A 26,478-nucleotide genomic window follows, 5' to 3' on the forward strand; every position below is an offset into this window, starting at 1 on the left:
TTAGTTGAATGAGACCCCAAAAGGTTTGGGGAATGATTTGCTCGGAAAGGGCGAAATGACTGCAGCTGCAGAGTCTATTGAAGCGTTGAAGGTAGCCGCACGCGCGGCCGACGACATGCAGGGAACCAACCTGCTGGCCGTCGACGCTTCTGACATTATGGGTTTGATCGACGGTTTCCTGGTCGTCTCAGCCCACAACGAACGCCTGGTCAACGCAATTGTTGACGAGGTTGAAGATAAGCTCCGTGAAGAACTGGGCCTCAAGCCCCTGCGCCGCGAAGGCCGCGCAGAAGGCCGCTGGGTACTCCTGGACTTCGGCGACATCGTGGTCCACGTACAGCACGAAGAAGACCGCGCCTTCTACGCCCTCGACCGCCTCTGGGGCGACGCCCCCCGCATCGACCTGGGCCTAGACAGCGAAGCCGGTGACGTCGACACCGAAGGCGCCGAAGCTGACTTCGAGATCATCACTCCCGAAGCGGACCTGATGAACCAGCGCGAAGATTAGATTCTTCTGTGAGGACGCCCCACCCGCCTTCCCGATATCGGGGGAGTAGGGTGGGGCGTCCTTTTGCAGACAGAGGTTGAACAGCCCATAAATATTGTGTGATGCAGTTCATAGGCGTTGGTGGGGTCTCGATTTGCATGAGCCCTTGTGGGTGCCATAAGATAGAACAGTCGCCGCGAGAGCGGGGAATAAATGAATAAGGGGCTATGGCGCAGTTGGTAGCGCGTCTGCATGGCATGCAGAAGGTCAGGGGTTCGAATCCCCTTAGCTCCACGGGGGTATGGCGCAGTTGGTAGCGCGTCTGCATGGCATGCAGAAGGTCAGGGGTTCGAATCCCCTTACCTCCACCATCAAGACCGTTCCTGTGAAAGTTTCACAGGGGCGGTCTTTTTTGCTTAAGGGTAGAACTAGGGTGGGCGCTCGGGTTGAGGGTGGGTGGTGACAAGGAGGGTGTTTTAAGTCATAGAAACTATTGACTTTCGATAGGTGGCTATTGATAATCGATACATGGATACATTTGCACGGCGAATCCTCATCGCCACACTCACCCTATTCATCGTCGTCCTCTTCCTCGGCCAGCTCCTTGTGCCCATCGCAGCCAATGAATCAGCCGAGGTCCACCCCGAGGTGCTCCACCTTGTAACCCCCTACTCAACCCTAGGAATAGCCTCCCTGCTCTGCTTTCAGCTAGCTGCCGTCCTGCTGTGCAAGCTACTGGGAAAGAGCGCCACACCCGGCTTCTGGAATGGCGTCACCCGGGCTCTTATTCAGGCGGTGGGGGCGCTCTGCGTCCTGGGCTTTGTTATCCCTGCTGGGGTGGCGATACACTTGTGTGTCACGATGAATGCCGGCGGCGTGCTCATTCTGCTTGGCCTAGTGATGTCAATTCTGGCCGCAATCGGGTTTATTTGCGTCACCTGTTTAGCGGTCCGCACCTATGATAAGGCCCGCACCGAGCATGAAGAATTGGAGGCCGTCATTTGATCAAGGTCAAGCTCAATGTGTTGCTTGCCGAACGGGGTATGAGCGTCAACGAATTCGCGGAGGCTGTTGGCATTACCCCAGCTAATATCGCTGTACTGAAAAATGGGCGTGCGAAAGCGATACGCTTCACCACTCTCGAAAGCATTTGCAAGGTACTCGACTGTAGTGTGAGCGACGTTCTCGAATTCGTGGACAACGAAGGGCCAGCTAGCTTCGAGCGGTAGAGCACCGGAGAAGTAACTAGGCAGGAGGCTCGACCTAAAGAGTCACATCTCGAAGGGCCCAGGAGTTCTTTAGATCCTCAAGCCCTGTGAAACCTTGGGGCTGGGTACACCACGGATAGGGCTATAGGGAGTAGAGCCGTCTCTGGTTCTCTCGCAGAACCGGGGCAAAGTCCTCACCGCGCTCAGCCGAAATGCGCTCGACAAGGCGGCGCAGGCGTCCGCCCACCTCTTGCGCAAAAAGCTGGACGTCAAGCGCGTCGGTAGGCTGCCCGGGTAGGTCCGTCTCCAACAGCAGGCGGTCTGCGGGCACCTGGCGGACGTACGCCCGTCCGCGCTTGCTCTCAACCATCTGCGGATGAACCGAAATGCACCCACCTAACCGCACCAGCCGAGTCAGCTCGTCACTTGTGCCCCCAAACCTGTGAACCACCGGGATAAGAGGGGAACCGGGCACATCAAGCTCCTCAAAAAGATCAAGCATCACCGTTGTTGCGCGGACGGCGTGCAAAGAGAGCACAAAGGGCTTCTCGGCCTGTTGTCCGGCAGCAGCCTGGAGAACCGCACTCAAAATGCGGCGCAGGGCCTCTACCTGCAGGTCGGCAGGGGATGCCTCCAGGCGGTGGGGCAGAAAATCTAAACCAATCTCACCAATCAGCCGGGTGCTTCGCATCTCAGCCTCAAAAATCTCAAGCTCAGCCTCAACCTGGGCAGGTGAGACCATCTGCCAGGGGTGAAAACCAAGAGATAGCAGGGGAGCAGCCGGGTCGGTCACCTGCCGAAGCTCCCGGTAGGCTGAGGGTTTCAGGGTCTGAGCAACTACCTGGACGCCCTGGGCTCGCAGCGCCTCGTCAAATGCTGGACGAAGCGCTGGGGCCAGGAAGTCATAGTGAAAGTGGGTATCAAGCAGCATGCTAGCGGGGCTGAGGCAGGTGCTGACCTGCGGCGTCCTTCTCTCCCGCCTGGGAACCCAGGTAGGGAGGGGCCGGGATCTCTTCCATACCGGCCAGCTGACGAATCACCTTGCCCGCCAACATCTGCCCCATAATCGGGGGCATGTAGCTCATCGACCCCAGAGTCTCACCCTTAGCCTTAGCCCCGGGGGCCTTCTCCACCTTGAAGGGCAGCTCGGTGGAAAAGAGTACCTCAAGCCCGTAAATCTGGCGCTTGCGGCACTCGGCACGAACCACCTTCGACATAGAACAGTTGTAGGTGCGGCGGATATTAGCGAACTGCAGCATGGTCGGGTCAAGACGATTCGCCGCGCCCATAGAGGCAACCAGGTTTAGGCCCCGCTCAGCAGCCCACTGGTAGACAGCCAGCTTCTGGGTGATGGTGTCGATGCAGTCAATGACGTAGTCAGGGCGGGGGAACTTATCCAGGGTCTCAGCCAGGTTATCGGGGGTGAGGAAGACCCGCTCGGCGGTGACGGTGCAGTCGGGCTGGATCTCCTTAATCATGCCCTCCATGACCTCGGCCTTAACCTTGCCCAGGGTGGAGGTAAAGGCCAGGGCCTGCCGGTTGATGTTGCTTTCCTCCACGACGTCGCGGTCCAGCACAATCAGGTTGCCCACACCGCCGCGGGCCAGGGCCTCAGCGCAGGCTGAACCTACGCCGCCAAGACCCAGTACCATGACGGTGGCGTCCTGAAGTTTCTGCAGGCCCTCGTTCTTAAAAAGTAGCCTCAACCGGGCAAAACGTTCGCTCTCAACACCCACGGGGTCTCCTCGGAAAGTCAGTGTGTCTAACCTGGTCATTATGCCATATGGGTGGGGTTAGAGTGTGTGCCTGAAGGGTTGAGGTCTTGAGCAGCAGTTAACCCAGTCGGTAGGATTGAGGTATGACCACCAACCAATCATCTGTTGTTCAAGCTGACGTGGAACAGGTGACAGCTGTAGACCTCGCCGATGAATACGCTAGAGCTCATCGGGAATGGGTAGAGTCCGGTGAAGAAGATGTGTGGGGTCAGACTTCAGGAGACGGTCTTGTATGAGACGGGGTGGCGTCTGCGATTACTAGATTTATTGCTTCGTTTCAGGTGCTCTTGTCCCAGGACGAAACCGGCCTATTTACCGACTCAAAAGCCCAAGCAGAACTTATAAGAACAGTATCTGTGGATTGTATTGGCGACTAAATAGGCTTATAGAGAAATAATGTTTGGGATCTAGAGGAGCCTTTGGAAGCTCATTTGAATCTGTAAGTGGCCAATTCAGGTTAGAGGCGCTGGTATTTGAAAACAGGTAGTGTACGTGTCTAGGAGGAACTTCAGTGACGATTTATCACATAGCTTTGCCCGAAGAATGGGAACAAGCGCAGAAACTTAAGGTGTGGGTTCATTCGACGCGTGGAGTGAGTATCAACGAGCAGGGATTCTTGCATGCTTGCGCGGATATGGATCAGGTAAAGCGAGTTTCAGACTTCATCTATGGTGACAGGCCAGATATTCTCGTCTTTGAAATCGACCCCCGTGAATTAGAGCCTGCTGGGTTCACTGTTCGATGGGAACCAGCAGACCCTTCTGATCCTAGTTCCGAGTTGTTTCCGCATGTATATGGAGGACACCTACCTCTGTACCTGTTCAAAGTTCTTCATCTCAAGTAGTTAGTACAAGCACATCCAAAGATTGGTGGCACGCGAAAGTGCGTCATATCGCTGAGCGTGTATCTGCCATGTGCACGCTGGACGATATGACGCACGGTCGTTGAGCGGTGCCTCAGTTGTGCCGGGTTAATTCTTGGGGACGGGCGGTCCTGCCAGCAGGAGCACCACAAAGAGCAGAACCACAAAGGCGAGGAGAAGGACGGTCGCGAGCGCGGGCTTGGCCAGGACCCAGGCCTGGGCTTTCTCGAACGGACCGGACGGCGCCGCCCCGCCAGGTGCCAGACGCCAGCCCCCGCGCAGTAGGCCCCGCTTCTCCAAGAAAATCTCAAAAGGAACGGTCGCAAAGGGAATCACCGATAGGAGCAGGCCGGCCACACCCACAGGGGCCTTCCACTGCTGGTTGACCCAGGTAAAGACCGTCACTACGCAGTAGCTTAGAAAAACAAACCCGTGAATACCACCGGCAATGGGCACAAGGTTGGTTACACCGGTAGCCCGCAGAATCAGGGCCGTGATCAGCAGGGCCCAGGTGATCATCTCGGTGGTGGCAAAGGTACGGAAGAGCGCCCGAGGGGTGGGCTTAGAATCTGGTTGCATGGGGTCCTCAGCGCAAGAAAATAGGGGAGAGTAGACTGATTATTCAGCACCCTACTTTACAGGGTCAGCCCCAGCGGGGCAGAACCCAATCATCGCCCAAGCCCTGATGCAGTTCAAGTTACCCGGAGTTGTCCGCGGTGTAGGTATCTTCCACGAGCGCCCAGGCTATCTGCCTTCTTCAAAGACCGTAAAAATGGGTGAGCTACGGGGCCGCTTGTGAGCGACGCCCGGGCTCACCCGGCACCTTATTGAATTTTATTGTTTAAGGGTTAGAAGCTCACCAATCTCGCAGTCCAGAGCCTTGCAAATAGCAGTGAGCGTGGTGAATCGGATTGCTTTGGCCTTGTTGTTCTTGAGAATAGAGAGGTTGGGCAAGCTGATATCCACCAGTTCAGAAAGATGGCTCAGAGTCATCCCCCTGCTGTCTAAGAGTTCATCAAGATGGCAGTGGACTTCAGATATATCAGTTGGCACCTTAGACTAACCCTTCTGTGCTTTTCTGCAGTTGTTCGCCGGAATCCAGGATAGCCGACAGTGTATAGAGCACGAGAAACACCCCGATGGGCCAGAAGCTGATGAAAATAGCAAGATTGGCTGTAGGTGCGCTAGACAGTCCATCGGTAAGTTCCCACGCTATGAGCGATTCAGCTGCAAGAGCGCTAGTTCCAAACCCTTCAAGAACCGGTGCCATAAGTCCGCAGATCAGAACAATCCAGGCTAGTGTCTGGGTTACACGGGTGAACTGGGAGCGGAAGGGGACTCCGTTCAGATGCCCACGCGCCAAAGCGCGAAAACCTAGGGCTACGCTTACCTGCATGATTCCACCGAGAATAGCGGAACTAGCCAGCAATAAAGCGGCGTCGAGCGGTATGCCCGTTGCATCTGCTGTGATGGTTTCAAAGCGGAGGTTTTTAAGGACGGTACCACTACCGGTAGATTGAATGTTCAGTTCATCGGGTAGCCAGGGGCTAATAGGGAGGGCAGCATCCGCCGCTTGGCGGTTGAAGACGAGCTGAGCTGCTGAGACGATGGTTAGAACAGATATTGCCCCGGCGTAGATGGCCGCTAACCACTGGGTGGCTTTGAGGATGGCTTGTACATCTCGTCGTGTCTGTAGATGCTTAAGAAAAATAAAGACAAGTGAACCTGCGATAACCAGGCTAGTTAGCAAGATGGTAGTGAAGATGGGCACGGTATCCTCCAAATAATTTATCGAAAAACGATATTATCGATAATCGTTAAATTATCAGGAAGGGGGTAGCAGTGCAAGCTGTTGACGAGAAAAACTATTCAGGTCTTACCGATAGACTGGCCGCATGACCCACAAAATCTTTGACATGCCCCTAGCTGAGGTATGGCCCCACTACCTGGCCAAGGTGGAACGCAAGGGCCAGGACACCGCCCTGGTAGAGACCGTTACCTGCTGGCTGACGGGTTACAGCCCTGCCGACCTGGCCCGCCACCTTGAGGAGCGGACGTCCTTCCGCGACTTTTTCGCCTCAGCCCAACTCAACCCCGCCGCGCACCTGATCACCGGCTCCATCTGCGGCTATAAGGTGCAGGAAATTGAAGACCCCCTCATGCAGCAGATTCGCTACCTCGACAAACTCGTTGACGAGGTAGCCAAGGGCCGTCCGCTCGAAAAAATCTTGCGGTCCTAACCTCTCACCTGGGTTTACTGTAGAGCCTCACTTAAAGCCGCATCCAGAGCAGGCAGGCCCTGCTCGTAGTCGGCAAAGGCGGTAGCGGCATCCGCTATCTTGCCCTCGGTGTCATACATGGCCCGGCTCAGCTTGATATTGACGGCAGCGGGCACCAGCACCAGGCCGTAGTTGGGGCAGGCTGCCTCAAACTGGGCCGCCGACTTCAACCCGGCCCCAAAACCGTAGGACACCACCGCAACCGGCTTGCCCTCCCACTCGGCAAAGAGATAGTCCATAGCGTTCTTCAGTACGGCAGGTACACCCCCGTTGTACTCGGGCAGGGCCACCACAAAACCGTCAAAGCCAGAAACCAGCTCAGACCAATCGCGGGTGTGCTGGTGCTGGTAAGGAGCCCCCGACTTAGGGGAGGCTGGCTCATCGAAGTGAGGTAGGTTCTGCTCCGCTAGGTCAATGATTTCGTAGGTGTGGTTACCCAGGGCAGCCAGACGCTCCTGCGCCCAGGCACCCACCACCGGGCTAATGCGGGTAGGGCGGGTAGAACCAAGAATAAGACCGATACGCGCCACGATAACTCCTCTAGCTTGATTAGGGTGGTTTATCCCAGTCTAAAGGGGTGGGGCTTCTATACAGTAACGTATAACCAAACGAGCTGACCCAGGTACACAGATTAGGGAAGAAAGAAGGCCATGACCACCATCGTCCTTTTCCATCACGCAGCGGGCCTGACGGACGGCGTCCGCGCGCTCGCTGATCGCCTGGAGGCTGCCGGGCACCTGGTCTTTACCCCTGACCTGTACTACGGGCACCGCTTCACCACCATCGAAGAAGGCATGACCCATTACCAGCAGCTTACTCATGAGAAGCTCCTGGCCCGGGCGCAGGCTGCCGTAGCGGCACTCACCGGCCCCTTTGTGGTAGCAGGGGTGTCTCTGGGGGCGATGGTCGCCCAGACCCTGGCCCAGACTGACGCCCGCGCCCAGGGCCTGCTCGCCCTGGAGGGCTTCATTGACCCTACCTACCTGCCCGGTGCCCTGCCGGATTCCTTCCCTGTAGAGATTCATGGCGGGGGCGCTGATACCTGGTTTGCTGAGGACGCTCCGGCAGCCCTCGCCTACACTGCTTCGTCAGTTAGAGCCAGCTGCGATTTGTACGAGGGAGCTGAACACCTCTTCACCGATTCGACCTGGCCAACGTATTCACTGGAGCTAACTAGCCTGATGATGGAGCGTGCCCTGGCCTGGTTAGCTGACCTGCCGGAGCATAGCCGGGAGGGCTTTAGTCTGCCCGATGCAGATGTGGTGGGGGAGTACGGGGAGCCTGGGCCTCTCAGGGATAAGCTGGTGAAAGCGCTTCTGAGCGGGCAGAAAACAGCAACCTCTTCTCTTTACAGGCACTACGTGGAAGCTGGCGAAGATCTGCCAGGTGTGGGGCAGACCGAGCTGGTGATTGATTCAGCCGGTCAGCCCGTGTGCCTACTTGAAACAACCCGGGTGGAACTCGTGGAAGCTCACGATGTTACCGATGAATTCGTTCGGGCCGAAGGCGAAGGCTTTGACAGCTGGGATGAGTGGTGGAGCGCCCACCGGGATTTTTGGTCAGAGGGAGATGAGGGCATGCCCGTAACTCCCAAAGACCTGGTGGTCTGCCAGTGGCTCAAACTCGTAGCCCCATAAAGGGTCTGATGGCTCAGAAGAGGTCGTCGTGTGTTCCTGTTCTTAGGAAATATGCGTGAGTTTTGGTTGTTCTCCAGATTGATAGCCAGTCACCGGCAATTGCCACGTGGCATTCCTTTGCGCCTGGCCGGTTGCCTTTCAAAGTGTGCATTCGGTGGCGACGCCGCAGTTCTTCTATGGAATCCGGTGAATTGTCCAAAATTAGCTCAGTGACAGATTTCAGCTGCTCAAGGTTGACCCGTTTTTCTGAAGCTTTGTAATATCTCGTGCGAAAGCTGGTGTGTATTCGGGTAGAAGCACGATTAGATTCCTAGGTCATTAAACATGTCCTGAGCATTCTTAAATCTGCTGGTGCCCTCCTTTTCCATCGTCAGTGAATCAGAGATGGATTCTTGGGTTTCTGCGTTTGGCTGGGGGTATTCCAGGGTAAGCGGTATGCGCTGCTCGCGTACTACCTGGCGGTAGAAGGCGCGGGTGATGGACGATAGGTCTAACCCAAAGTCTTCGGCAATACGGGCTGCTTCGCGCTTGGTTGCTTCGTCAACTCGCACAGTAACAGTCGATGTTGTCATACAAATACACTCCTTTGTCGTACAACCAGTCTATGCCCTCCATGCCCAGTCGGGAACCCTAGTGCCCTGAGAAGACCATGAGGGCAGCCACCAGAATGAAGAGGGACCCAAAGACCCGGTTCAGGATTCTCTGCCCTCGCTCAGAATGGGATAGCTGAGTCAGGGATTTGGCCACCACAGCGAAACCGCCCCACATGACCACAATATCTATGGCAACCATGGTGCCAGCCAGAATCAGGTACTGGGGTAGCTGCGGGGCGTCGGGCCGCACGAATTGGGGCATGAAGGCCAGAATAAAAACAATGGCCTTGGGGTTGGACATATTCACCCAGAAGCCCCGATTAAAAAGAGCCAGGGGAGCACCCGGGGCCAGGCGCCCGCCTAGGCGGGTGCGGCGTCCTTGCCCCGCCTGGGCGGACGCACCAGCCCCACTTTCTGCCTCGTTGCGGGCCTGCTGCGGGGTTTGGGGACGGGCAAGGATCATGCGCAGACCCAGGTAAACCAGGTAGGTCGCCCCGCCGTAGCGAATCACATCGAAAAGCACCGGCGAATTAGCAACCACCACCCCCAGGCCAGCGGCCACAATAGCGATTTGCACCACCAGGGCCAGCTGCTGGCCCATGACCGTGAAGAAGGCCTTCTTCCAGCCGTGCAGCAGGGAGGTCGTCATGGTATTGACGGCCCCGGCACCGGGAGTCAAAGAAATCACCAGGCAAGCTGCGACAAGGGAAAGCCAAAGGGTAAGGGTCATAGCTCCTCATAGTAGCGAACAGACCAGGTCAAAGGGAAAGGTGCTTCATAGACTGAAGCGCTCAATCGACACTCATCCGGACGGTTCATACCTGAGTAGAATAAAGCTCATGAACACCCACCAGCAACGCCGCATCCTCTGGGCCTTGGCCCTCACCCAGGTCTTTGGAACCATCGGGGTAGGGGCAGCCCCCTCCATCGGGGTGCTCCTAGCCAGCGAGGTCACCCAGAACGAGGCGCTCGCCGGGATAGCCCGCACCGCCTCCACCTTCGGGGCCGCCCTCTTTGGCGTACCACTTGCTCAGCTTGCTGCCCGCACCAGCCGCCGCACCGCCCTGACCACCGGCTGGGCCACCGCCACTGTGGGGGCTACCATCCTGGCCTGGGCGGCTTCTGGCACCAGCATGATCCTCGTCGCCCTCGGTTTGCTGCTCTTGGGGGCTGGTTCCGCCGCCGCCCTCCAAGCCCGCTTCGCTGCCACCGACCACGCCGCTGACGCCAAGCGTGGCTCAGCCCTCAGTTTCATCGTCTGGGTAGGTACCATCGGCTCCGTTCTTGGCCCCAATATCGGCACCCCGGCCGCTGTGCTTGCCTCATCTTTGGGCACCACCCTTTACAGTGCAGCCTTTGCCCTGGCCGCCCTTGCTTTAGGGGTTGCAACCCTGCTGGTTTTCGCCCTCCTGCCCAGCACCAAGGACGCCGCCCCCGGCTTGTCTACCGCGGAGCAGGGGGCAGGTGCGTCCGGCCAGAACAAACCCAGCCTAGCTGCCAAGGTCGGCGCTTTTACCCGCGAAATTACAGGCAACCGGCAGGCAAGATACGCGGCTATCAGCCTGCTGGGGCCCACATGGTCATGGTGTCGGTGATGACCATGACCCCGGTCCATATGAACTATCAGGGCTCTGGTATTGAGATTATCGGTCTGACCATCAGTCTGCATGTCCTTGGCATGTACGGGCTCTCACCCCTGATGGGGCTGGGTGCCGACAGGCTGGGGGAGCGTACCATCATTCTGATCGGTACAGCCCTGCTGGTGCTCGCTATAGCCCTAGGTGCCCTTGCCCCTCACAGCACACCTGCCATGGTGGCAAGCCTGATTCTGCTGGGGGTGGGCTGGTCAGCAACTTTTGTGGCGGCCTCGGCCCTCTTTGCAGCCTCCCTGCCGGCTGAAAGCCGCACCCGGGCTGCCGGTGGCCTGGACTCCCTGACTAACCTGGGTGCGGCTACAGCGGCCCTGGCTTCGGGATTTATTATGGCTGCAACCTCTTTTTCAACCCTGGCCTGTATTGCAGCTCTAGCTCTTGTGCCCTCCCTAGTGCTGACCCGGCCGCTGCGCGAAATCGGTAGCGGGAGTCGTTAGCGGGTCAGCAGCCTGTGCAGCTTGCGTACTGCAATCCTGCCTGCCCGGTTAGCTCCCACCGTGGACTGGCTGGGCCCGTATCCGATGAGGTGCAGGCGGGGCTCTGAGGCAACCTGGGTGCCGTCCATCTGGATGGCTCCTAGCTCATTGCGAAGACCTAGCGGGTCAAGGTGGGCAAGCGCCGGTTTAAACCCGGTAGCCCACAGGATAGCGTCAAGGTCGGTGTGGCTGCCGTCGGCCTCAATCACGCCGGTTGCGTCGATGCTGCTGAACATGGGGCGGCGGTTGAGGGCCCCTCGGGCTTTGGCGGCCCTGGCGTAGGGCGTCCACCCCAGGCCGGTGTAGCTGACGACCGACCCGGTGGGGATCCCAGCCTCAGCGTCGGCGGTGACGCGGGCTACCATGTCGCGCCCGTATTCGGTGTTGAACTCGGTTTTGCGGAAGACCGGTTCGCGCCGGGTGTACCAGAAGGTGGTGGCAACCCGCGAGATTTCCTCTAGTTGCTGCACCGCTGAGATACCGCCGCCCACAATCGCGACCCGCTGGCCGGTGAAGTCCTCGAGCCGCAGGTAGTCGCGGGTGTGAAGTTGCCGCCCCTGAAAGGACGCCTGCCCCGGGTAGGCGGGCAAGATGGGGTTATTCCAGGTGCCGGTGGCATTGATGATTGCTGCTGCCTGCCAGGTGCCGTTGGTGGTGGCGAGTTCGAAGGGGAGGGCGGGGTGGCCGGTTGCGGTAACGGCAAGGACGGCGACCGGCCGGGCGATAGCCAGTTCTTGGGCTGCCTCAAAGTCGGCGAAATAGGAGGGGATAGCCCGTTTGCTGGGCTCGGTCAGCTCTACATGGGGCCGGGGAAAGTCGGGGAGGTCAAAGATGTTGTTGACGGTGGCCATGGTCAGGGAGTCCCAGCGGTGGCGCCAGGCGCCGCCGGGCCCTTCAGCTGCATCGAAGGTGATGTAGGTGAGTGGGGCTGTGGGGTGGGTCAGAGCATTGGCGTAGCCGCGCTGGGCTAGGTGGTAGCTGGCCGATAGGCCGGCCTGACCGCTGCCGATGACGATGACGGTGGCCTGGCGGATCATATGATTCATAGGTGCTCTTCCCCCTGAATGGCGATAGTGTGCGGGCTGGTCAGCATAGTCTGTCTCAACCCGCAGGCTGGTGGGCTAGGTGAAGTAAGTAAGGCGTCACAGTTCTAAAAACTCATCAAGGGGCATGCTGGCAATGAGGTGTGGTGTGCCCGAGCCATCGGGAGCGAAGATGAGGGTCCAGCCTGCGTCTGGATAGAAACCGTAGGCTTTATAGAATTTACCCTGGTGGGTAAAAAGGACGGTGTTGGTTCCCGCAGGTGGGGGAGTGACGGTGCGGTTACGCAGGCCCTGGAGTGAGGCTTCAAGTTCTTGGTCATCGGTGAAGTTGAGGGAGCCGGTTAGGTCGCGGTTGATTTCAACCGGCACGTCCATGGCTTGATCAGCGTGCTGGTAGACAAAATAGTATTCGCTGGAGAGGGCGCTAGAAACCGGGATTCCTAACTCCTCATATTTTGCCGCAAGCTCGCTCATGCGCTCGATGCTGGAATCGGAAATGCGCTGACCGTCATCGATGAAACCTGCAGGTGCTGGCGAGGGACTGGATGGGCGCATCGCCCCGGTGTACCGGTGCACAATCACGAGCCCTCCTTCGGCAAGCTGCTGGGCAAGATCGCTGGGTGTTTCTGGTGATGTATCGCCCAGGTTATCGCTGGTGGCTGTAGCAAGTTCGGTGTCGGTCGAACTGGTTGAGGTGTCTGCGTTGCTCTCTGGTGAGCGAGCTAAGGCGGCCGTAGTGCTGCTCTGGCTCTGTGCTGTACCGGTGGGTTCTGCTGCCTGCGGTGAACTGCAGGCCACCAGTGTCAGCAGGGCCAGGGTTGCTATTGCTGGTTTGATGGGTTTCATCTCTTCTCCTTTGAAGGTGGTGGTGAAGCCCAGTCTAAAACTCATTTACTTTCAATATCAAGCAATATGACATTGGGTGAGACACAGCTCGGTACAAAGCAACGTATGCCGTACGATATAACAATCACGTAGCACCAGAAAGAAACCCACCATGGCCCAGCTTGCCCCGCAGCCCTCCATCACCCTACGTTTTCTCGCAGCACCCACCGACGTCATCATCGCAGGCTCAGCCGGCGTACACGGCGGACGCGTGCTCGAATGGATCGATAAGGCCGCCTACGCCTGCGCCGCCGGCTGGTCAGGCACCTACTGCGTCACCGCCTATGTGGGGCATATCCACTTCACCCGCCCCATCCCCTCCGGGCACATGGTCGAGGTGCGCTCCCGCATCGTCTACACCGGCCGCTCCACCATGCATATCGTTAACGAAGTGCTCTCCGCTGACCCCAGGGACGGCAACTTCACCCGCGCCTGCGACTGCCTGGTCATCTTCGTTGCCATGGGCGAAGACCGCAAACCTACTCCTGTTACTCCTTATGTGCCCGTGACCGACGAGGAGAAGCGGGTGCAGCAGGCGGCGCTCTCTCGCGTGGAACTCCGCAAGGCCATTGAAGCCGAAATGACTTCTCAGACCTACACGAGCGCGTCCACCGCCCCCGAAGTGACCCACCGCTTCCTGGCTAAGCCCACCGACGTGAACTGGGGCGGGAATGTGCACGGCGGCACCGCCATGGAATGGATTGACGAAGCAGCCACCAGCGTCACCATGGCCTGGAGCGGCGAGCGCACCGTCGCTGTATACGCCGGTGGAATTCGCTTCTACCAGCCGGTTCATATCGGGGACCTGGTGGAAGTAACCGCCCGCCTGGTACGCACCGACGCGCGGTCCATGGGCGTGATGGTGCACCTGCGCGCCGGCAACCCGAGGGAACGCCACGACCAGCTACCCCTGACGATTCACGCCGCCATGACCTACATGGCAACCGACCTCGATGGCCAGCCCCTACCGGCCCGCCCCTTCACGCCCACTACCGATGAAGATAAGGCCCTTCACGCCCACGTGGCCCGCCTGCGAGCCCTGCGCGCTGAATACGAGCCTATGCCCCTGGTGGCACCCCAGCAGGCAACCGTTAAGATGACCGACTAAAACACAAAGGGGCCCCGCACCGTGAAGGTGCGGGGCCCCTTGTTGTTGGGGGGGGTAGGTGGGGTTTACTCGATGCCGCAGTTGACGGCGTCCAGGCCCAGATCGAACACAACCTCGTTCAGGGCAGACTCAAAGGTAGCTGCATCAGAGGCATTGACAGCATCGATAGCGGTGGTCAGCGAGGCTCGCATCTCTTCGGTAGGAGCGTTGTCACGAAGCTTGGTCAGCGAGGCCAGGTAACCATCTAAGGTGGTGGCATCCTGCTGGATATCATCAGAGGCAACCAGGAACTCATCGAGAGCAACACAGTAGGGGGAAGCGGGGTCAAGGGCAGCGGTGGTTGCCACATCGGAGGCCAGGGCGGACGCCTCGTCGGCAGCTGCCGAGGCCTCTTCACTTACCTCTTCGGTAGCCAGGGCGCTAGCGGAGGACGAGCTTGCAGCGGCAGCTGATGACTCGTAGGCAGCTGCGGACTTGGCAACCTCGTTGAGCCCAGCAAGCATGAGAATCGCGAAGATGATGCCGCTGATCAGGCTGATGAAGCCCACGACGATACCGGCAATGGCCAGGCCACGGCCTTTCTCGCCGGTGCGCTTGATCTGGTTGAGGGCAACAAAGCCAAGCACGATACCGACGATGTTCACCAGGAAACCAAAAACGAGGCTGAGAATCGCTAGGGTGTTGGTCTTCTCGGCCTGGGCGCCCTACTCCCAGTATTTTATCAGCGGACTGATAGAGAAGCTGGGAGTGCGGCCCCCTAGCGCCACTCGTCGGCCCGGCATCTCACTCTGTGGACGTACCGCCCCATCTAGGGCCCTTATCGCCCGTGAGATACTAGAGGGGTGCCCATATCTAGTACCCACCACCTCACCCAGCTAGTGCCCCTCGATTCACTGAGCGCAGGCGCGGCAAGCGCCCTTGACCGGCTTATCATCGCAGACGCCGCCTCCGCATCTGGCTCCGATGGAGCCAACGCCGGGGACGTGCTCGTCCTCGATGACCCCACCGGCGCCCTAACCTTCTGGGCCCTAGCGCACACCGCTCCCGGCAACCACCGGGTGATTAGCCGCCAACGCTCCTACGCAGACGCCCTGACCCTGCACCGCACCCTCACAGAAAACGCTCCGGACGCCGCCGCCCGCCTGACCCTGGCCGGGCTAGATGCCCAGGGGCAGGTAACACCAGACACCTATAGCCTCTACCGTGCCCTAACCCACCACGACTTTAAGGGCAGTCTGGTTTTGGGCCACCTACCCAAGAGCCACGCCGCGCTCGCTGACCTCGCCCATGATTTAGCGCGGTATCAGGCTGAGCAGGGGAGCGAGACTACCCTGATTTTGGGTGGTAATACCAAGCACATGAGCACTAGCTTCAACCAGACTCTGGGCCGCAGCTTCGGGCAAGTGAGGGGGCTGCGAGGTAAGGGCAAACACCGCTGCCTGCTCGCGACAGCGCCGGTCCCGGCACCTGAGGCCCCTCAGCCCGCCGGGCCCCTACAGGCTGCTGGTGGCGTGTTCTCAGGTGGCAAGCCCGACCGGGGCGGCCAATTGCTGGCCACCAACGTCCTTGCCGACCTAGCGCAGCAGGCCCCTGCCCGCCCGCTGACCCTGGTTGATCTGGGGTGCGGCAACGGGTCGGTGACCCTTGAGGTTCTAGAGCACCTGCCTGCCGGGGTGGAGGTTGCCCGGGTCTGGGCCACCGACCTCGATGTGGATGCTGCCCGGTCAGCTGCCCTTAACCTGGGGCAGGACGCCCGGGTTCAGGTGAGCTGGGACGACGCCGGTTCCCGCCTGCCACAGGGCTCAGCCGACATCGTGATGCTTAATCCGCCCTTCCACACCGGAACCGCGGTTGACCTGAGCTTGGTGGGCCCCCTGCTCGATGCGTCCTTGCGTCTGCTAGCCCCCGGTGGGCAGCTCTATCTGGTGCATAACTCGCACGCCCGCTACCGGCAGCAGGTTGAAGAGCGCTTTGAACGGGTACGGCAACTAGAACGCACCCCCACCTTCACCGTTCTTACAGCCCGCGCACCCCTGACCGAGGAGAACCAATGACCATCAAAATTATTGCTATCGGCAAGAAACACGAAAAGTGGGTCAAAGACGGCATCGACCGCTACGAAACCCGCCTCCGCAAGCCCTGGGATATTACTTGGCAGTACCTGCCCCACTCGTCCCTGGCAGAAGAAGCTGCCCGGGCTGAGGAATCCCGCCGCATTCTTGAAAAGGTCGATCGCGACGACTACCTGGTGCTACTCGATGAGCGCGGTAAGATGCTGAGCTCTCCTGCCTTAGCTCGCCTGCTGGAGGCCCAGTTGGGCTTTAAGAAGGTAGTGCTGGTGATTGGCGGGGCCTACGGGGTGGACGATTCGGTGCGGGCCCGCGCCAATACCGTCTGGAGCCTCTCGGAGCTGGTCTTCCCCCACCAGCTGGTGCGCCTTATCATCACGGAGCAAATATATCGAGCCGGTGAAATTGCCGCCGGCCGCCCCTACCATCACGTGTAGGGTGGAAAAGATGCAGACAGAGTTTGAAAGGACGCCGCCGGTGAGTTTTCCTGAAGGGTTTTTGTGGGGCGGCGCAACGGCTGCCAACCAGATTGAGGGTGCCTATGCTGAGGGTGGTAAGGGGCTGAGTGTGCAGGACGTGCTGCCGCGGGGGCTGGCGTCCGCCCCCACAGCCCAGCCGACCCCCGATAACCTCAAGCTTGAGGGCATCGACTTCTACCACCGCTACGCAGACGATATCGCCCTCTTTGCTGAACTTGGCTTTAAGGTCTTCCGCCTTTCCTTTGCCTGGTCACGGATTTTCCCGCGCGGGGACGAGGCTGAGCCCAACCCTGAGGGTCTGGCCTTCTATGACCGGGTTATCGACGAGCTGCTGCGCCACGGGATTGAGCCGCTGGTGACGTTGAGCCACTACGAGACCCCTTTGCATCTGGCTCGGGAATACGGCGGGTGGGCTAACCGGCAGCTGATTGATTTCTTTGAGCGGTATACCCGCTCTGTGATGACCCATTATGCGGGCAGGGTGCGCTACTGGATTACCTTCAACGAGATTAACTCCGTGCTGCACTTTCCCTTCTTCTCGGGGCTTGAAGGAAAACCTGACGAGATTGGGCCGCAGCGCCTCTATCAGGCGGTACATCACGAACTGGTCGCCTCGGCCCGTGCCACCCGCCTGGCCCACGAGATTGATGGGCAGAACCGGGTGGGCTGCATGATTCTGGCTGTTCCCCGCTACCCCCTGACCCCCGACCCGGCAGATGTGCTAGCTGCCCAGGTGGCCTCGCGCGATGACTATGTTTTTGGCGACGTGCACTGCCGGGGCACCTACCCCGGCTACTTTCTCCGTAAGCTCCGGGAACTGGGGGTGCAGCTTGAGATTACCGAGCAGGACCGCCGCGACCTGCTGCATACGGTTGATTTCGTGTCCTTCTCCTACTACATGTCGGTGTGCGAAACTGCGGGGGCAGCTGAAACCGGTGAGGGCAACATCATCGGGGGAGTGCCCAACCCTACCCTAGAAGCTTCTGAGTGGGGCTGGCAGATAGACCCGGTGGGCCTGCGCCTGGTGCTTAACGACTTTTGGGACCGCTGGGGCAAGCCCCTCTTTATCGTCGAAAACGGCCTGGGTGCCAAGGACCAGCTGGTGGAAGGTGGGCCGGACGGGCTCACGGTTGAGGACGACTACCGGATCAGCTACCTGCGCGATCACCTGCTCCAGGCTGAAGAAGCAATCGCCGACGGGGTCGACCTGCTGGGCTACACCGTGTGGGGGTGCATTGACCTGGTAGCAATGTCGACCGCCCAGATGTCTAAGCGCTACGGGGTGATTTATGTGGACCGGAATGACGACGGCTCAGGCACCCTGGCACGCTACCGCAAGAAGTCCTTTGACTGGTACCGGCAGATCATTGAATCTAACGGCCGCTCCCTACATAACCAGCTCTCATCTGAGCACCTTATTTCTTAAGACAGCTTTGCCTCATCTGCCCAGCAGGTGAGGCAAAGCTTTCTTCTGAGGCAGACCTAGCTGTCGGCAGCCCCGCCTCTTTGCCGCCGGCTACAAGGCGGACGCTGCAGCTCACCTAGCTACCTTCGGCACGGTACCTGTCCTCAACCCCCACCAGGTACTCGAACACATCTTCGAATCAAATCTGGACGGACGCGGCGGCGTCAGCTACTTCACCTCAACCAGCGCCATCGGCACCCGCATCCTCACCCTCCACACCCAACCCACCACCTAAGAACACACGGGTACACTAAACCCATGCACCCCAACCACCTCCTCGCCCGACGACTCATCGCCCAAGCCCTCGCACCAGCGTCCGCCCGCCCCACCACACCCACCACCATCACCGACGCCGCCCACTACATGATCGCCACCCAAGGCCAAAACTACGCAGGCGGCCTCACCGCCCTCGCCATCCGCGCAGGACACCCCGAAAAACCCCTCACCACCAACACCAGCCACCTAGATACCGCGCTCGCCGACTACGAACTGGTGCGCACCTGGTCCCAGCACGACACCTTCGTCGCCGCAGAAGTCGCCATCCCCCGGCAGGTGGCGGACGCCGCCGCCCGCACCCCTGCTGAGAAAACCCGGGAACTGACAGCCCGCTACTTCTCCACCCGTGGCCCTGCCACCATCGAAGACTTTTGCTGGTGGTCCACCCTGCCCAAGACGGTAGCGACTCGCACGGCTGATGCCCTGGTGGCTGCCGGTGAGCTGACCGGCTTCACCCTGGATGGCGCTACCTACTACATGGGCAGCTGGCAGAGGGATGCTACACCCCAAGAGCTTGACCACGCCCTGAGCCTCACCTACCACCTACCGGCCTTCGATGAATACTTCATCGCCTACAAAAACCGCACCCACCTCTTCGCCCCGGGAGTAGACCCCCACACCGTCATGACCAAGAACGGCATCGGCTGGCCTTTTACCGTTGAGGGCGGCCTAATTACGGGCAGGGCCTAAGGAGCGGCTATGCCTGCAACCTGCCGAAATATGGCGTAACCGGCGCCACAAGCAGGTGCTGCGGGGATAGGATGAAAGAGGTCATAGACGACCAAACCTCGCTACCAGCTCAGCCCGGTAGCGGGGGAGACCTCTTATCGAAACAGGTGATGACTCCCATGAAGGCAGCCCGCTTTTACGACAACAAAGATATCCGCATCGAAGATATCGACGAACCCACCGCAGGCGCTGGCGAAGTCCTCATCAAGGTAGCCTGGTGCGGTATCTGCGGCACCGATCTTCACGAATACCTTGACGGCCCCATCTTCTGCCCCACCCACAGCACCCCGCACCCCATCTCCGGCGAAACCGCCCCCGTCACCATGGGCCACGAGTTCTCCGGCGTTGTAGAAGCCCTGGGTGAAGGCATCACCGACCTAGAGGTAGGCGACCACGTCGTCGTTGAACCCTACATCGTACGCGACGACGTAGAAACCGGCCCCGGCAACAAGGACTACCACCTCTCCAAAGATATGAACTTCATCGGCCTCGCCGGGCGCGGTGGCGGCCTTGCCGAAAAGATCGCCGTCAAGCGCCGCTGGGTCCACAAAATCTCCAAAGACATCCCCCTTGACGAAGCAGCCCTCATCGAACCCCTTACCGTGGGCTACCACGCCGTTGAACGAGCCGGGGGAGTCAAGGACGGCGACGTCGCCCTCATCGGCGGCGCAGGCCCCATCGGCCTGCTCACCGCAGCCGTCCTCAAAGCCCAGGGCGCAACCGTCATCATGAGCGAACTCTCCAGCCTCCGCCGCCAAAAGGCCCTCGATGCAGGAGTAGCCGACTACGCTCTCTCACCCGCCGAGGTAGATGTCGTTGAAGAAGTCAAAAAACTCACCGACGGCCGCGGCGCCGACGTCGCCTTCGAATGCACCTCGGTCAACGTCGTCCTCGATACCCTCTTCGACGCCATCAAACCCCAGGGCGTCATCGTTGTGGTCTCTATCTGGGGCAAGCCCGCCCAGCTCGACATGCAAAAACTCGTCCTCAAGGAAGTTGACCTCCGCGGTACCATCGCCTACGTCAACAACCACCCCGACACCATCAAGCTCGTCGAATCAGGCAAAATCAACCTCAAACCCTTCATCACCGGCAAAATCGCCCTCGAAAACCTCATCGACGAAGGCTTCGACACCCTCATCAACCGCAACGAAACCGCCGTCAAAATCCTGGTCACCACCGACCCCGAGCGCCTAGACAACGCATAGCAGTCCACAACGACCAGGACGCCACACCCCGGGCGGGCACCCTCACACTAGAGAGTGCCCGCCCGCACCATACCCCCACTAACCCCTCAACCAGACTTTTAGCCACAAACTGTCGCCCACCGGCGCGTAGCATTACCCTAAGAGTCTGTGAAGACGCTATATTTTTATGTATGGCAAAGAAAAAAGTTACCGTAGTATCCGCGCTTGCGGCGACCGCCCTGCTTGCAGGCTGCGCGCAAACCATCGTACCCGGCATGGGCATCGAAGCAACTGACGGCTGGGGCGGCCGCGACGATATCACCATCGAGGTAACTGCCGAACACAACGGCGCAGAGGTTCCCGCAACCATCACCGTCTACCAGGACCAGATGAGCTTCGACGGCAATCAGGCTGAATTCGAAGGCGAGGCCTTCTACAAACTCACCTACGACAACCTCGCAGACCTCTCAGACTCACAAATCCGCGTCTCCGTCACCGCCGAAGACCCCGAAGCCGAGGTCTTCTGCGCCATCAAGGGCACCGGCTACTCCCTCGAAGAAGGCGACCACGTCAACCACGCCAACGAAGCAGACGGCACCGGCAGCGCCACCTGCGTCCTCAACATCGACTAACAACACCACCACACACCACACACAGGTGGGCACCAAAGACGGTGCCCACCTCTTCCTTTAACACCACACCCAACCACAACACACCAAAGCCCCACCCATAACATGCACCAACCACCCAAATATGAAAAACTAGGGCTATGACCACAGGGGCACACGAAATCCGAACCATCGTCGCAGAAGCAGCCGACGAAGCCGTCAACATCGGCTACCGCATAGGCGACAGCATCCACTCCTACCGCGAACGCCAAGCACAAAAACACGGCCTAGAACCCGTCATCGTACCCAGCGTCGGCTACGGCGCCAAAAACTGGGTACGCATCCTCGGCCGCGCCCTCTACAAAACCGACCTCTTCGAAGAATTCTTCGACTCCGTCGAAAAAGGCGACCCCACCATCGAACCCGTCCGCGGCTGGCGCTCCTTCACCTCAGTCGCTATCTCCCACGCCCCCATCGACATCCACATCAACGGCCAACACCACCGCGTCCACGCCGACCGTGGGGGAGTCGTAGACGTCAAACTCAACATCACCCTAGAACCCGGCACCCACCAAGTCACCATCACCACCCCCGGCAGCCAACCCGCCATCACCAGCGTCTACATCGTCCCCGAAGACCAAACCATCGGAATCATCTGCGACGTCGACGACACCGTCATGAACACCGCCCTACCCCGCCCCTTCGTCGCAGCCTGGAACAGCTTCGTCCTCAATGAACACGCCCGCTCCGCCACCCCCGGCATGGCCGTCATGATGGACCGCCTCCACCGCGCCCACCCCACAGCCCCCTTCATGTACCTCTCCACCGGCGCCTGGAACGTCACCCCCACCCTCCGCCGCTTCCTCCACCGCAACGGCTACCCCAAAGGCACCTTCCTCCTCACCGACTGGGGCCCCACCCCCGACCGCTGGTTCCGCTCCGGCTCCCAACACAAAGTCAACACCCTCAAACGCCTCGCCACCGAATTCCCCAACATCCGCTGGATCCTCATCGGCGACGACGGCCAACGCGACCCCGAAATCTACAACGGCTTCGCCGTCCGCTACCCTCATAACGTCGAAGCTATCCTCATTCGCAACCTCACCTTCGGCGAGTCCGTCCTCTCTTCAGGCCGCGTCTGGGGCGATAACCGTGCCCGCGATATCACCAAGGGCGACCTCTGGCTTGAAGGTAACGACGGTACGGCTCTCTACGAGCAACTTAAAGAGCGTGGGCTCGTCTAAATAACGAAGCTTAAACACCTTAAGGGGCACCCTTGTCAAGCCTGACAGGGTGCCCCTTTCGCGCGACACACCCCGGTAAAAAAACCTTAAAAAATCACCCCAGGTAGCCCTCAAGACTCAAGGCTCAATTTAGGGTTGAAAGCTCCCGCCCCGAAATCACGCGGGACGTCCGGTCTTAAGCCCCAGGGGCAGAGGCAGCCCCTGATCTTAAGGTCACACACCCACCCCAAGGGGAGCCTGAAAGAGCCCTTAATGTGGATAACTTCTTTAAAGCCCGCAAACGCGCGGAAGGGCTGTGGATAGATACCGGTTTTAAAAAATTTCGTAACAGACCACACTATGTAGGGTTAGGTGCGCTCCCCAAACACTAGATGTAGTATTAAATCTCGGTTCGGACGACAAGAGAAAACCGCCGCCTGGGCCCTACAGCAGCTCCAAGAGAGCGACCCATGCCAGAAACCTCCCGCCCCGTGCGGGACACCAAGGAGAAACCCCAATGACCGTTACGGTGTACACCAAGCCTGCCTGCGTCCAGTGCAACATGACCTACCGCGCTCTCGACAAGCTCGGCGTCCAGTACAACACCGTTGACATCACCGAGGACCCCGCAGCCCTCGAACTCATCAAGGGTATGGGCTACCTGCAAGCCCCCGTCGTCATCGCCGGTGAAGACCACTGGTCAGGCTTCCAGCCCGACAAGATCACCGCCCTGGCCAGCGCAGCAGCCTAACTCGCTGACCACCTGCCCGGGGAGCACCCGCCGCCCACAGGCGTCCGCACCCGGGCCTTTTCTTACCCGCGACCCACGCGATCCCCACACCCACCACAACCTAGATCCAGGCACAAGCCCCATGGACACCATAGAAACCACCGGCCAGCCCACCATCGTCTACTTTTCCTCGGTCTCAGAGAACACCCACAAGTTCGTACAAAAGACCGGAATAAAAAACATAAGGTTACCGCTGAAGACCAGTGAAGACCCTCCACAGGCCCCCGGCCCCTACGTGCTGTGCATCCCCAGCTACGGACGCCCCGGGGGAGCGGGCTCCATACCGCCCCAGGCCGTGAAGTTCCTCAATAACCCCCACAACCGGGACCTCCTGCAAGGAGTCATAGGTGCGGGAAACACCAACTTTGGTGAACTGTTCTGCGTAGCAGCAGACAAAGTAGCCGCCAAATGCCACGTGCCCGTGCTCTACAAATTTGAGCTCATGGGCACCGAAGAAGATGTAGAAACCGTTCAAGAAGGATTGGAAAAATTTTGGATTCAAAACTCCCTGTACCCGGCCTCAGCGTAGAACCCGGTCACGAGGATCCGAGCACCCCCGAGAAGTACCGTGGCATGGGGTACCACGAACTGAACGCCCTTCTGAACCTCTACGATGAGAACGGCCAGATTCAGTTCGAAGCAGACCGTCAGGCAGCCCGCCAGTACTTCCTGCAGCACGTCAACAACAACACTGTCTTCTTCCACGACCTGGAAGAAAAGATTGACTACCTGGTCAAGCACCAGTACTACGAGCCCGAGGTTTTCGAGAAGTACTCCTTTGACTTCGTCAAGTCCCTCTCCAAGCTGGCCTACTCCAAGAAGTTCCGCTTCCCCACCTTCCTGGGCGCCTTCAAGTTCTACACCTCCTACGCGCTGAAGACCTTCGACGGCCAGCGCTACCTGGAACGCTTCGAGGACCGCGTGGTCATGGTTGCCCTGCTGCTGGCAGAAGGCGACGAGGCTCTGGCAACCAAGATTGTTGAAGAGGTCATCTCCGGCCGCTTCCAGCCTGCCACCCCCACCTTCCTCAACGCCGGTAAGAAGCAGCGCGGCGAGCTGGTCTCCTGCTTCCTGCTGCGTATCGAAGACAACATGGAGTCCATCGGTCGTTCCATCAACTCAGCCCTGCAGCTGTCCAAGCGCGGCGGCGGCGTAGCCTTCGCCCTGACCAATCTGCGCGAAGCCGGCGCCCCCATCAAGAAGATCGAGAACCAGTCCTCAGGCGTCATCCCCGTGATGAAGCTGCTGGAGGACTCCTTCTCCTACGCCAACCAGCTCGGTGCCCGCCAGGGTGCAGGCGCAGTTTACCTGCACGCCCACCACCCCGACATCTACTCCTTCCTCGACACCAAGCGCGAGAATGCCGACGAGAAGATTCGCATTAAGACTCTCTCCCTGGGCGTTGTGATTCCCGATATCACCTTCGAACTGGCCAAGAAGAACGAGGACATGTACCTCTTCTCGCCCTACGATGTTGAGCGTATCTACGGTGTGCCCTTCTCAGACATCAACGTCACCGAGAAGTACTACGAGATGGTCGACGATGCCCGCATCAAGAAGACCAAGATTAACGCCCGCGAGTTCTTCCAGACCCTGGCTGAGATTCAGTTCGAGTCGGGCTACCCCTACGTCATGTTCGAAGACACCGTCAACAAGGCCAACCCCATTGACGGCAAGATCATCATGTCTAACCTCTGCTCCGAAATTCTGCAGGTTTCAGAGCCCTCCGTCTACAACGCTGACCTGGGTTACGAGACCATCGGTAAGGACATCTCCTGCAACCTGGGCTCCCTGAACATCGCCCTGGCGATGGACGGCGGCGACCTGGGCCAGACCGTCGGCACCGCTATTCGCGCCCTGACCGCTGTGTCTGACCAGTCCGATATCACCTCTGTTCCCTCCATCGAGCGCGGTAACTCCATGAGCCACGCCGTTGGCCTGGGTCAGATGAACCTGCACGGCTACCTGGCCCGCGAGCACGTCTACTACGGCTCTGAAGAAGCCCTGGACTTCACCAACATCTACTTCTACACCGTCACCTACCACGCGATTCGCGCCTCCATGGAGATTGCCCGCGAACGCAAGGAGACCTTCGTGGGCTTTGAGAAGTCCAAGTACGCTTCGGGGGAGTACTTCGAGAAGTACATCAACGGCACCTGGGACTTTGAGACCGAGCGCGCCCGCGAGCTCTTTGCCGGCCACTTTGTGCCCACCGCTGAGGACTGGAAGCAGCTGGCCGCTGAGGTTGCTGAGCACGGTATGTACAACCAGAATCTGCAGGCTGTTCCGCCCACCGGTTCTATCTCCTACATCAACGGCTCCACCTCATCGATTCACCCCATTGCCTCAAAGATTGAGATCCGTAAGGAAGGCAAGCTGGGTCGTGTCTACTACCCGGCTCCCTACATGGACAACGAGAACCTGGACTACTACCAGGACTCCTACGAGATCGGCTACGAGAAGATTATCGACACCTACGCCGTTGCTACCCAGCACGTCGATCAGGGCCTGTCGCTGACCCTCTTCTTCAAGGACACCGCCACCACCCGCGACGTCAACAAGGCCCAGATTTACGCCTGGCGTAAGGGTATCAAGACCATCTACTACTCACGTATTCGTCAGATGGCCCTTGAGGGTACCGAGGTTGAGGGCTGCGTTAGCTGCATGCTCTAAGTAGAAGATTGTTTTAAAAGAATTTGGAGGAGTCCATGCTGCAACATGAACTCCTCCAATAGACTCAGCAAGACTGAGGCACAATTGCGAAATTGTTGTTCTATTCTAACGGGTTTTTGGAGCTGAAACCGAATGTTTTAGCGACCCAAGCTGAGTCGCTAATCACCGAAAGGATGAAAGCAGATGCCCAAGAAAGGGTCATCAAACTCAAGAAAGTCCATCTCAAGTTCATATCGTTCTGCGATTACAGGCCGTTATGTAACTGCAGCTTATGGAAAGAAGAATCCTAGGACAACAGTTAAGGAAACTAAAACAAAGTAGTTTCTAAATATTGGGTGGGCGGGCGATAGCTCGCCCACCTTCTAACAATATAACTGATAAGTTAAACTGATTATTTTAAGCTGGTGCCCTTGGAAAATTTTTCGTATAAGCAAGCGGGTACCTTACGTTACTCGGTGTTTAGAATGCATCGACGACTGAGGAACGAGACCGACTCGCACTCACCCCTCTCGTTTGCTGAAGAAACCGTGCTCGCCCAGCTCCAGGCTGGACCACGGCAGACCTGTGCCGAGCTGGCTCGCTTCCAGCGTATGACTCCGCAGTCCATGAACAAGATTGTTGCCTCGCTGCTTCGCCGCGGCTACATTGCCTCGGGTAAGAATCTGCACGATAAGCGCCGCAAGGAGCTCTATCTGACAGAGCAGGGGAGCGCTACCATCGACTCCATCATCAGCCGACGCGACCGCTGGATAGTAGAACGCGCCGACGAGATACTCACCGCGGACGAGGCCGTGCAGCTCGCTGCGGCCCTGCCGCTGCTGCGCCGCCTCGTCGACAGAGAAACCAAAGCAGAACGCCAAGCCGCCCTACAAGAGGAAGCGGGCGACGGCGTCCGCCCCTGAGATATTAAGCAAACCGAGCCGCTGGTGCGAAAACCGCCCAACGGTGAAAGAATAGAACCAAGCCTATTCCAG

The 26,478-nt window shown here is 58.9% G+C and carries 32 protein-coding genes and 2 tRNA genes; 22 read left to right on the forward strand and 12 right to left on the reverse strand.

Features of this window, described 5'->3' with window-relative positions; translation table 11 throughout:
• Positions 1–55: 55 nt before the first annotated feature.
• The 5 genes from rsfS (at position 56) to ACFP6B_RS08255 (ending at position 1,716) form a co-directional block, all read left to right on the forward strand.
• Entirely contained in the window at positions 56–508 is a 453-nt protein-coding gene (gene rsfS / locus ACFP6B_RS08235; protein WP_185174617.1) for a ribosome silencing factor, read from the forward strand.
• Positions 509–708: 200 nt separating this feature from the next.
• Positions 709–781, forward strand: a tRNA-Ala gene (locus tag ACFP6B_RS08240).
• A 1-nt stretch (position 782) separates the two neighbouring features.
• Positions 783–858 (forward strand) — tRNA-Ala (locus ACFP6B_RS08245).
• 157 nt (positions 859–1,015) lie between these two features.
• The gene (locus ACFP6B_RS08250; RefSeq protein ID WP_237193970.1) at positions 1,016–1,492 is read left to right on the forward strand and encodes a DUF2975 domain-containing protein; all 477 of its coding nucleotides are present in this window, start codon (positions 1,016–1,018) and stop codon (positions 1,490–1,492) included.
• Positions 1,489–1,716: a helix-turn-helix domain-containing protein gene (locus ACFP6B_RS08255; protein WP_272879408.1), complete on the forward strand. Its 228-nt coding sequence runs from the start codon at positions 1,489–1,491 to the stop codon at positions 1,714–1,716. The genes ACFP6B_RS08250 and ACFP6B_RS08255 overlap by 4 nt, the downstream gene beginning before the upstream one ends.
• A 121-nt stretch (positions 1,717–1,837) precedes the next feature.
• Here ACFP6B_RS08255 and ACFP6B_RS08260 read toward each other — a convergent pair whose 3' ends face one another.
• Positions 1,838–2,626, reverse strand: a complete 789-nt coding sequence (locus tag ACFP6B_RS08260; RefSeq protein WP_377129121.1) for a TatD family hydrolase — start codon at positions 2,624–2,626, stop codon at positions 1,838–1,840.
• A gap of 1 nt (position 2,627) precedes the next feature.
• The gene (locus tag ACFP6B_RS08265; protein ID WP_377129123.1) at positions 2,628–3,431 is read right to left on the reverse strand and encodes a tRNA threonylcarbamoyladenosine dehydratase; all 804 of its coding nucleotides are present in this window, start codon (positions 3,429–3,431) and stop codon (positions 2,628–2,630) included.
• Positions 3,432–3,981: 550 nt separating this feature from the next.
• Here ACFP6B_RS08265 and ACFP6B_RS08270 point away from each other — a divergent pair.
• Complete coding sequence (locus ACFP6B_RS08270; protein ID WP_377129125.1) at positions 3,982–4,314, forward strand: DUF952 domain-containing protein; 333 nt, start codon at positions 3,982–3,984, stop codon at positions 4,312–4,314.
• 126 nt (positions 4,315–4,440) lie between these two features.
• Here ACFP6B_RS08270 and ACFP6B_RS08275 read toward each other — a convergent pair whose 3' ends face one another.
• From ACFP6B_RS08275 to ACFP6B_RS08285, 3 genes are all read right to left on the reverse strand, one after another.
• Positions 4,441–4,911, reverse strand: coding sequence for a DUF3817 domain-containing protein (locus tag ACFP6B_RS08275; protein ID WP_377129127.1), 471 nt, complete (start codon positions 4,909–4,911; stop codon positions 4,441–4,443).
• 255 nt (positions 4,912–5,166) lie between these two features.
• Positions 5,167–5,385, reverse strand: a complete 219-nt coding sequence (locus ACFP6B_RS08280; RefSeq protein ID WP_377129129.1) for a helix-turn-helix domain-containing protein — start codon at positions 5,383–5,385, stop codon at positions 5,167–5,169.
• A 1-nt stretch (position 5,386) separates the two neighbouring features.
• Entirely contained in the window at positions 5,387–6,103 is a 717-nt protein-coding gene (locus tag ACFP6B_RS08285; RefSeq protein WP_377129131.1) for a hypothetical protein, read from the reverse strand.
• 124 nt (positions 6,104–6,227) lie between these two features.
• Between ACFP6B_RS08285 and ACFP6B_RS08290 the strand changes: the two genes are divergently transcribed.
• Entirely contained in the window at positions 6,228–6,572 is a 345-nt protein-coding gene (locus ACFP6B_RS08290; protein ID WP_237201324.1) for a DUF2200 domain-containing protein, read from the forward strand.
• A gap of 14 nt (positions 6,573–6,586) precedes the next feature.
• Here ACFP6B_RS08290 and ACFP6B_RS08295 read toward each other — a convergent pair whose 3' ends face one another.
• Positions 6,587–7,141, reverse strand: a complete 555-nt coding sequence (locus ACFP6B_RS08295) for an NADPH-dependent FMN reductase (RefSeq protein ID WP_377129134.1) — start codon at positions 7,139–7,141, stop codon at positions 6,587–6,589.
• A 120-nt stretch (positions 7,142–7,261) separates the two neighbouring features.
• Here ACFP6B_RS08295 and ACFP6B_RS08300 point away from each other — a divergent pair, with 120 nt between their 5' ends.
• Positions 7,262–8,248, forward strand: coding sequence for an alpha/beta fold hydrolase (locus ACFP6B_RS08300; RefSeq protein ID WP_377129136.1), 987 nt, complete (start codon positions 7,262–7,264; stop codon positions 8,246–8,248).
• A 13-nt stretch (positions 8,249–8,261) separates the two neighbouring features.
• Here the strand turns inward: ACFP6B_RS08300 and ACFP6B_RS08305 are convergent, their stop codons facing one another.
• Genes ACFP6B_RS08305 through ACFP6B_RS08315 form a run of 3 tightly spaced genes read right to left on the reverse strand, consistent with a single transcriptional unit; the run spans position 8,262 to position 9,571 of the window.
• A complete protein-coding gene (locus ACFP6B_RS08305; RefSeq protein WP_377129479.1) occupies positions 8,262–8,534 on the reverse strand; it encodes a type II toxin-antitoxin system RelE/ParE family toxin in 273 nt (90 codons plus the stop codon).
• Positions 8,535–8,550: 16 nt separating this feature from the next.
• A complete protein-coding gene (locus ACFP6B_RS08310) occupies positions 8,551–8,820 on the reverse strand; it encodes a type II toxin-antitoxin system RelB/DinJ family antitoxin (RefSeq protein ID WP_237201319.1) in 270 nt (89 codons plus the stop codon).
• A 58-nt stretch (positions 8,821–8,878) separates the two neighbouring features.
• Entirely contained in the window at positions 8,879–9,571 is a 693-nt protein-coding gene (locus ACFP6B_RS08315) for a LysE family transporter (RefSeq protein WP_377129139.1), read from the reverse strand.
• A gap of 109 nt (positions 9,572–9,680) precedes the next feature.
• Here ACFP6B_RS08315 and ACFP6B_RS08320 point away from each other — a divergent pair, with 109 nt between their 5' ends.
• Together ACFP6B_RS08320 and ACFP6B_RS08325 are read left to right on the forward strand one after the other, a co-directional pair.
• Positions 9,681–10,436, forward strand: coding sequence for an MFS transporter (locus ACFP6B_RS08320; protein WP_377129141.1), 756 nt, complete (start codon positions 9,681–9,683; stop codon positions 10,434–10,436).
• Between the two features lie 5 nt (positions 10,437–10,441).
• Positions 10,442–10,930: an MFS transporter gene (locus tag ACFP6B_RS08325; RefSeq protein WP_377129143.1), complete on the forward strand. Its 489-nt coding sequence runs from the start codon at positions 10,442–10,444 to the stop codon at positions 10,928–10,930.
• Here ACFP6B_RS08325 and ACFP6B_RS08330 read toward each other — a convergent pair.
• Together ACFP6B_RS08330 and ACFP6B_RS08335 are read right to left on the reverse strand one after the other, a co-directional pair.
• Positions 10,927–12,015: an NAD(P)-binding domain-containing protein gene (locus ACFP6B_RS08330; protein WP_377129145.1), complete on the reverse strand. Its 1,089-nt coding sequence runs from the start codon at positions 12,013–12,015 to the stop codon at positions 10,927–10,929. The two genes, ACFP6B_RS08325 and ACFP6B_RS08330, sit on opposite strands and share 4 nt — an antisense overlap.
• A gap of 96 nt (positions 12,016–12,111) precedes the next feature.
• Complete coding sequence (locus tag ACFP6B_RS08335) at positions 12,112–12,858, reverse strand: histidine phosphatase family protein (RefSeq protein ID WP_377129147.1); 747 nt, start codon at positions 12,856–12,858, stop codon at positions 12,112–12,114.
• Between the two features lie 151 nt (positions 12,859–13,009).
• Here ACFP6B_RS08335 and ACFP6B_RS08340 point away from each other — a divergent pair, with 151 nt between their 5' ends.
• Positions 13,010–14,005 carry an acyl-CoA thioesterase gene (locus ACFP6B_RS08340; RefSeq protein ID WP_377129149.1) on the forward strand — a complete coding sequence of 332 codons (996 nt, stop codon included), beginning with the start codon at positions 13,010–13,012 and terminating at the stop codon, positions 14,003–14,005.
• 65 nt (positions 14,006–14,070) lie between these two features.
• Here the strand turns inward: ACFP6B_RS08340 and ACFP6B_RS08345 are convergent, their stop codons facing one another.
• Positions 14,071–14,676 carry a DUF4190 domain-containing protein gene (locus tag ACFP6B_RS08345; protein WP_377129481.1) on the reverse strand — a complete coding sequence of 202 codons (606 nt, stop codon included), beginning with the start codon at positions 14,674–14,676 and terminating at the stop codon, positions 14,071–14,073.
• Positions 14,677–14,847: 171 nt separating this feature from the next.
• Here ACFP6B_RS08345 and ACFP6B_RS08350 point away from each other — a divergent pair, with 171 nt between their 5' ends.
• From ACFP6B_RS08350 to ACFP6B_RS08400, 11 genes are all read left to right on the forward strand, one after another.
• On the forward strand, positions 14,848–16,059 hold the full coding sequence (locus ACFP6B_RS08350; RefSeq protein ID WP_377129151.1) for a class I SAM-dependent methyltransferase: 1,212 nt from the start codon (positions 14,848–14,850) through the stop codon (positions 16,057–16,059).
• Positions 16,056–16,511: a 23S rRNA (pseudouridine(1915)-N(3))-methyltransferase RlmH gene (locus ACFP6B_RS08355; RefSeq protein WP_237205304.1), complete on the forward strand. Its 456-nt coding sequence runs from the start codon at positions 16,056–16,058 to the stop codon at positions 16,509–16,511. The genes ACFP6B_RS08350 and ACFP6B_RS08355 overlap by 4 nt, the downstream gene beginning before the upstream one ends.
• Positions 16,512–16,521: 10 nt before the next feature.
• Entirely contained in the window at positions 16,522–17,979 is a 1,458-nt protein-coding gene (locus ACFP6B_RS08360) for a glycoside hydrolase family 1 protein (RefSeq protein ID WP_377129154.1), read from the forward strand.
• Positions 17,980–18,276: 297 nt separating this feature from the next.
• Positions 18,277–18,984: a DNA glycosylase AlkZ-like family protein gene (locus ACFP6B_RS08365; RefSeq protein ID WP_377129156.1), complete on the forward strand. Its 708-nt coding sequence runs from the start codon at positions 18,277–18,279 to the stop codon at positions 18,982–18,984.
• Positions 18,985–19,142: 158 nt separating this feature from the next.
• Entirely contained in the window at positions 19,143–20,231 is a 1,089-nt protein-coding gene (locus ACFP6B_RS08370) for a 2,3-butanediol dehydrogenase (RefSeq protein WP_377129483.1), read from the forward strand.
• Positions 20,232–20,401: 170 nt separating this feature from the next.
• Positions 20,402–20,842, forward strand: a complete 441-nt coding sequence (locus ACFP6B_RS08375; protein WP_237205301.1) for a hypothetical protein — start codon at positions 20,402–20,404, stop codon at positions 20,840–20,842.
• A gap of 137 nt (positions 20,843–20,979) precedes the next feature.
• Complete coding sequence (locus tag ACFP6B_RS08380; protein ID WP_377129158.1) at positions 20,980–22,062, forward strand: App1 family protein; 1,083 nt, start codon at positions 20,980–20,982, stop codon at positions 22,060–22,062.
• Positions 22,063–22,558: 496 nt separating this feature from the next.
• A complete protein-coding gene (nrdH, locus tag ACFP6B_RS08385; protein WP_377129160.1) occupies positions 22,559–22,792 on the forward strand; it encodes a glutaredoxin-like protein NrdH in 234 nt (77 codons plus the stop codon).
• Positions 22,793–22,913: 121 nt separating this feature from the next.
• Positions 22,914–23,360 carry a class Ib ribonucleoside-diphosphate reductase assembly flavoprotein NrdI gene (nrdI, locus tag ACFP6B_RS08390; RefSeq protein ID WP_377129162.1) on the forward strand — a complete coding sequence of 149 codons (447 nt, stop codon included), beginning with the start codon at positions 22,914–22,916 and terminating at the stop codon, positions 23,358–23,360.
• A complete protein-coding gene (gene nrdE, locus ACFP6B_RS08395; protein ID WP_377129164.1) occupies positions 23,324–25,504 on the forward strand; it encodes a class 1b ribonucleoside-diphosphate reductase subunit alpha in 2,181 nt (726 codons plus the stop codon). The genes nrdI and nrdE overlap by 37 nt, the downstream gene beginning before the upstream one ends.
• A gap of 464 nt (positions 25,505–25,968) precedes the next feature.
• Positions 25,969–26,406: a MarR family winged helix-turn-helix transcriptional regulator gene (locus ACFP6B_RS08400; protein WP_377129166.1), complete on the forward strand. Its 438-nt coding sequence runs from the start codon at positions 25,969–25,971 to the stop codon at positions 26,404–26,406.
• The last annotated feature ends 72 nt before the right edge of the window (positions 26,407–26,478 follow it).

It is taken from the genome of Rothia nasimurium, assembly GCF_042660305.1.
Taxonomy (GTDB): Bacteria; Actinomycetota; Actinomycetes; order Actinomycetales; family Micrococcaceae; genus Rothia; species Rothia nasimurium.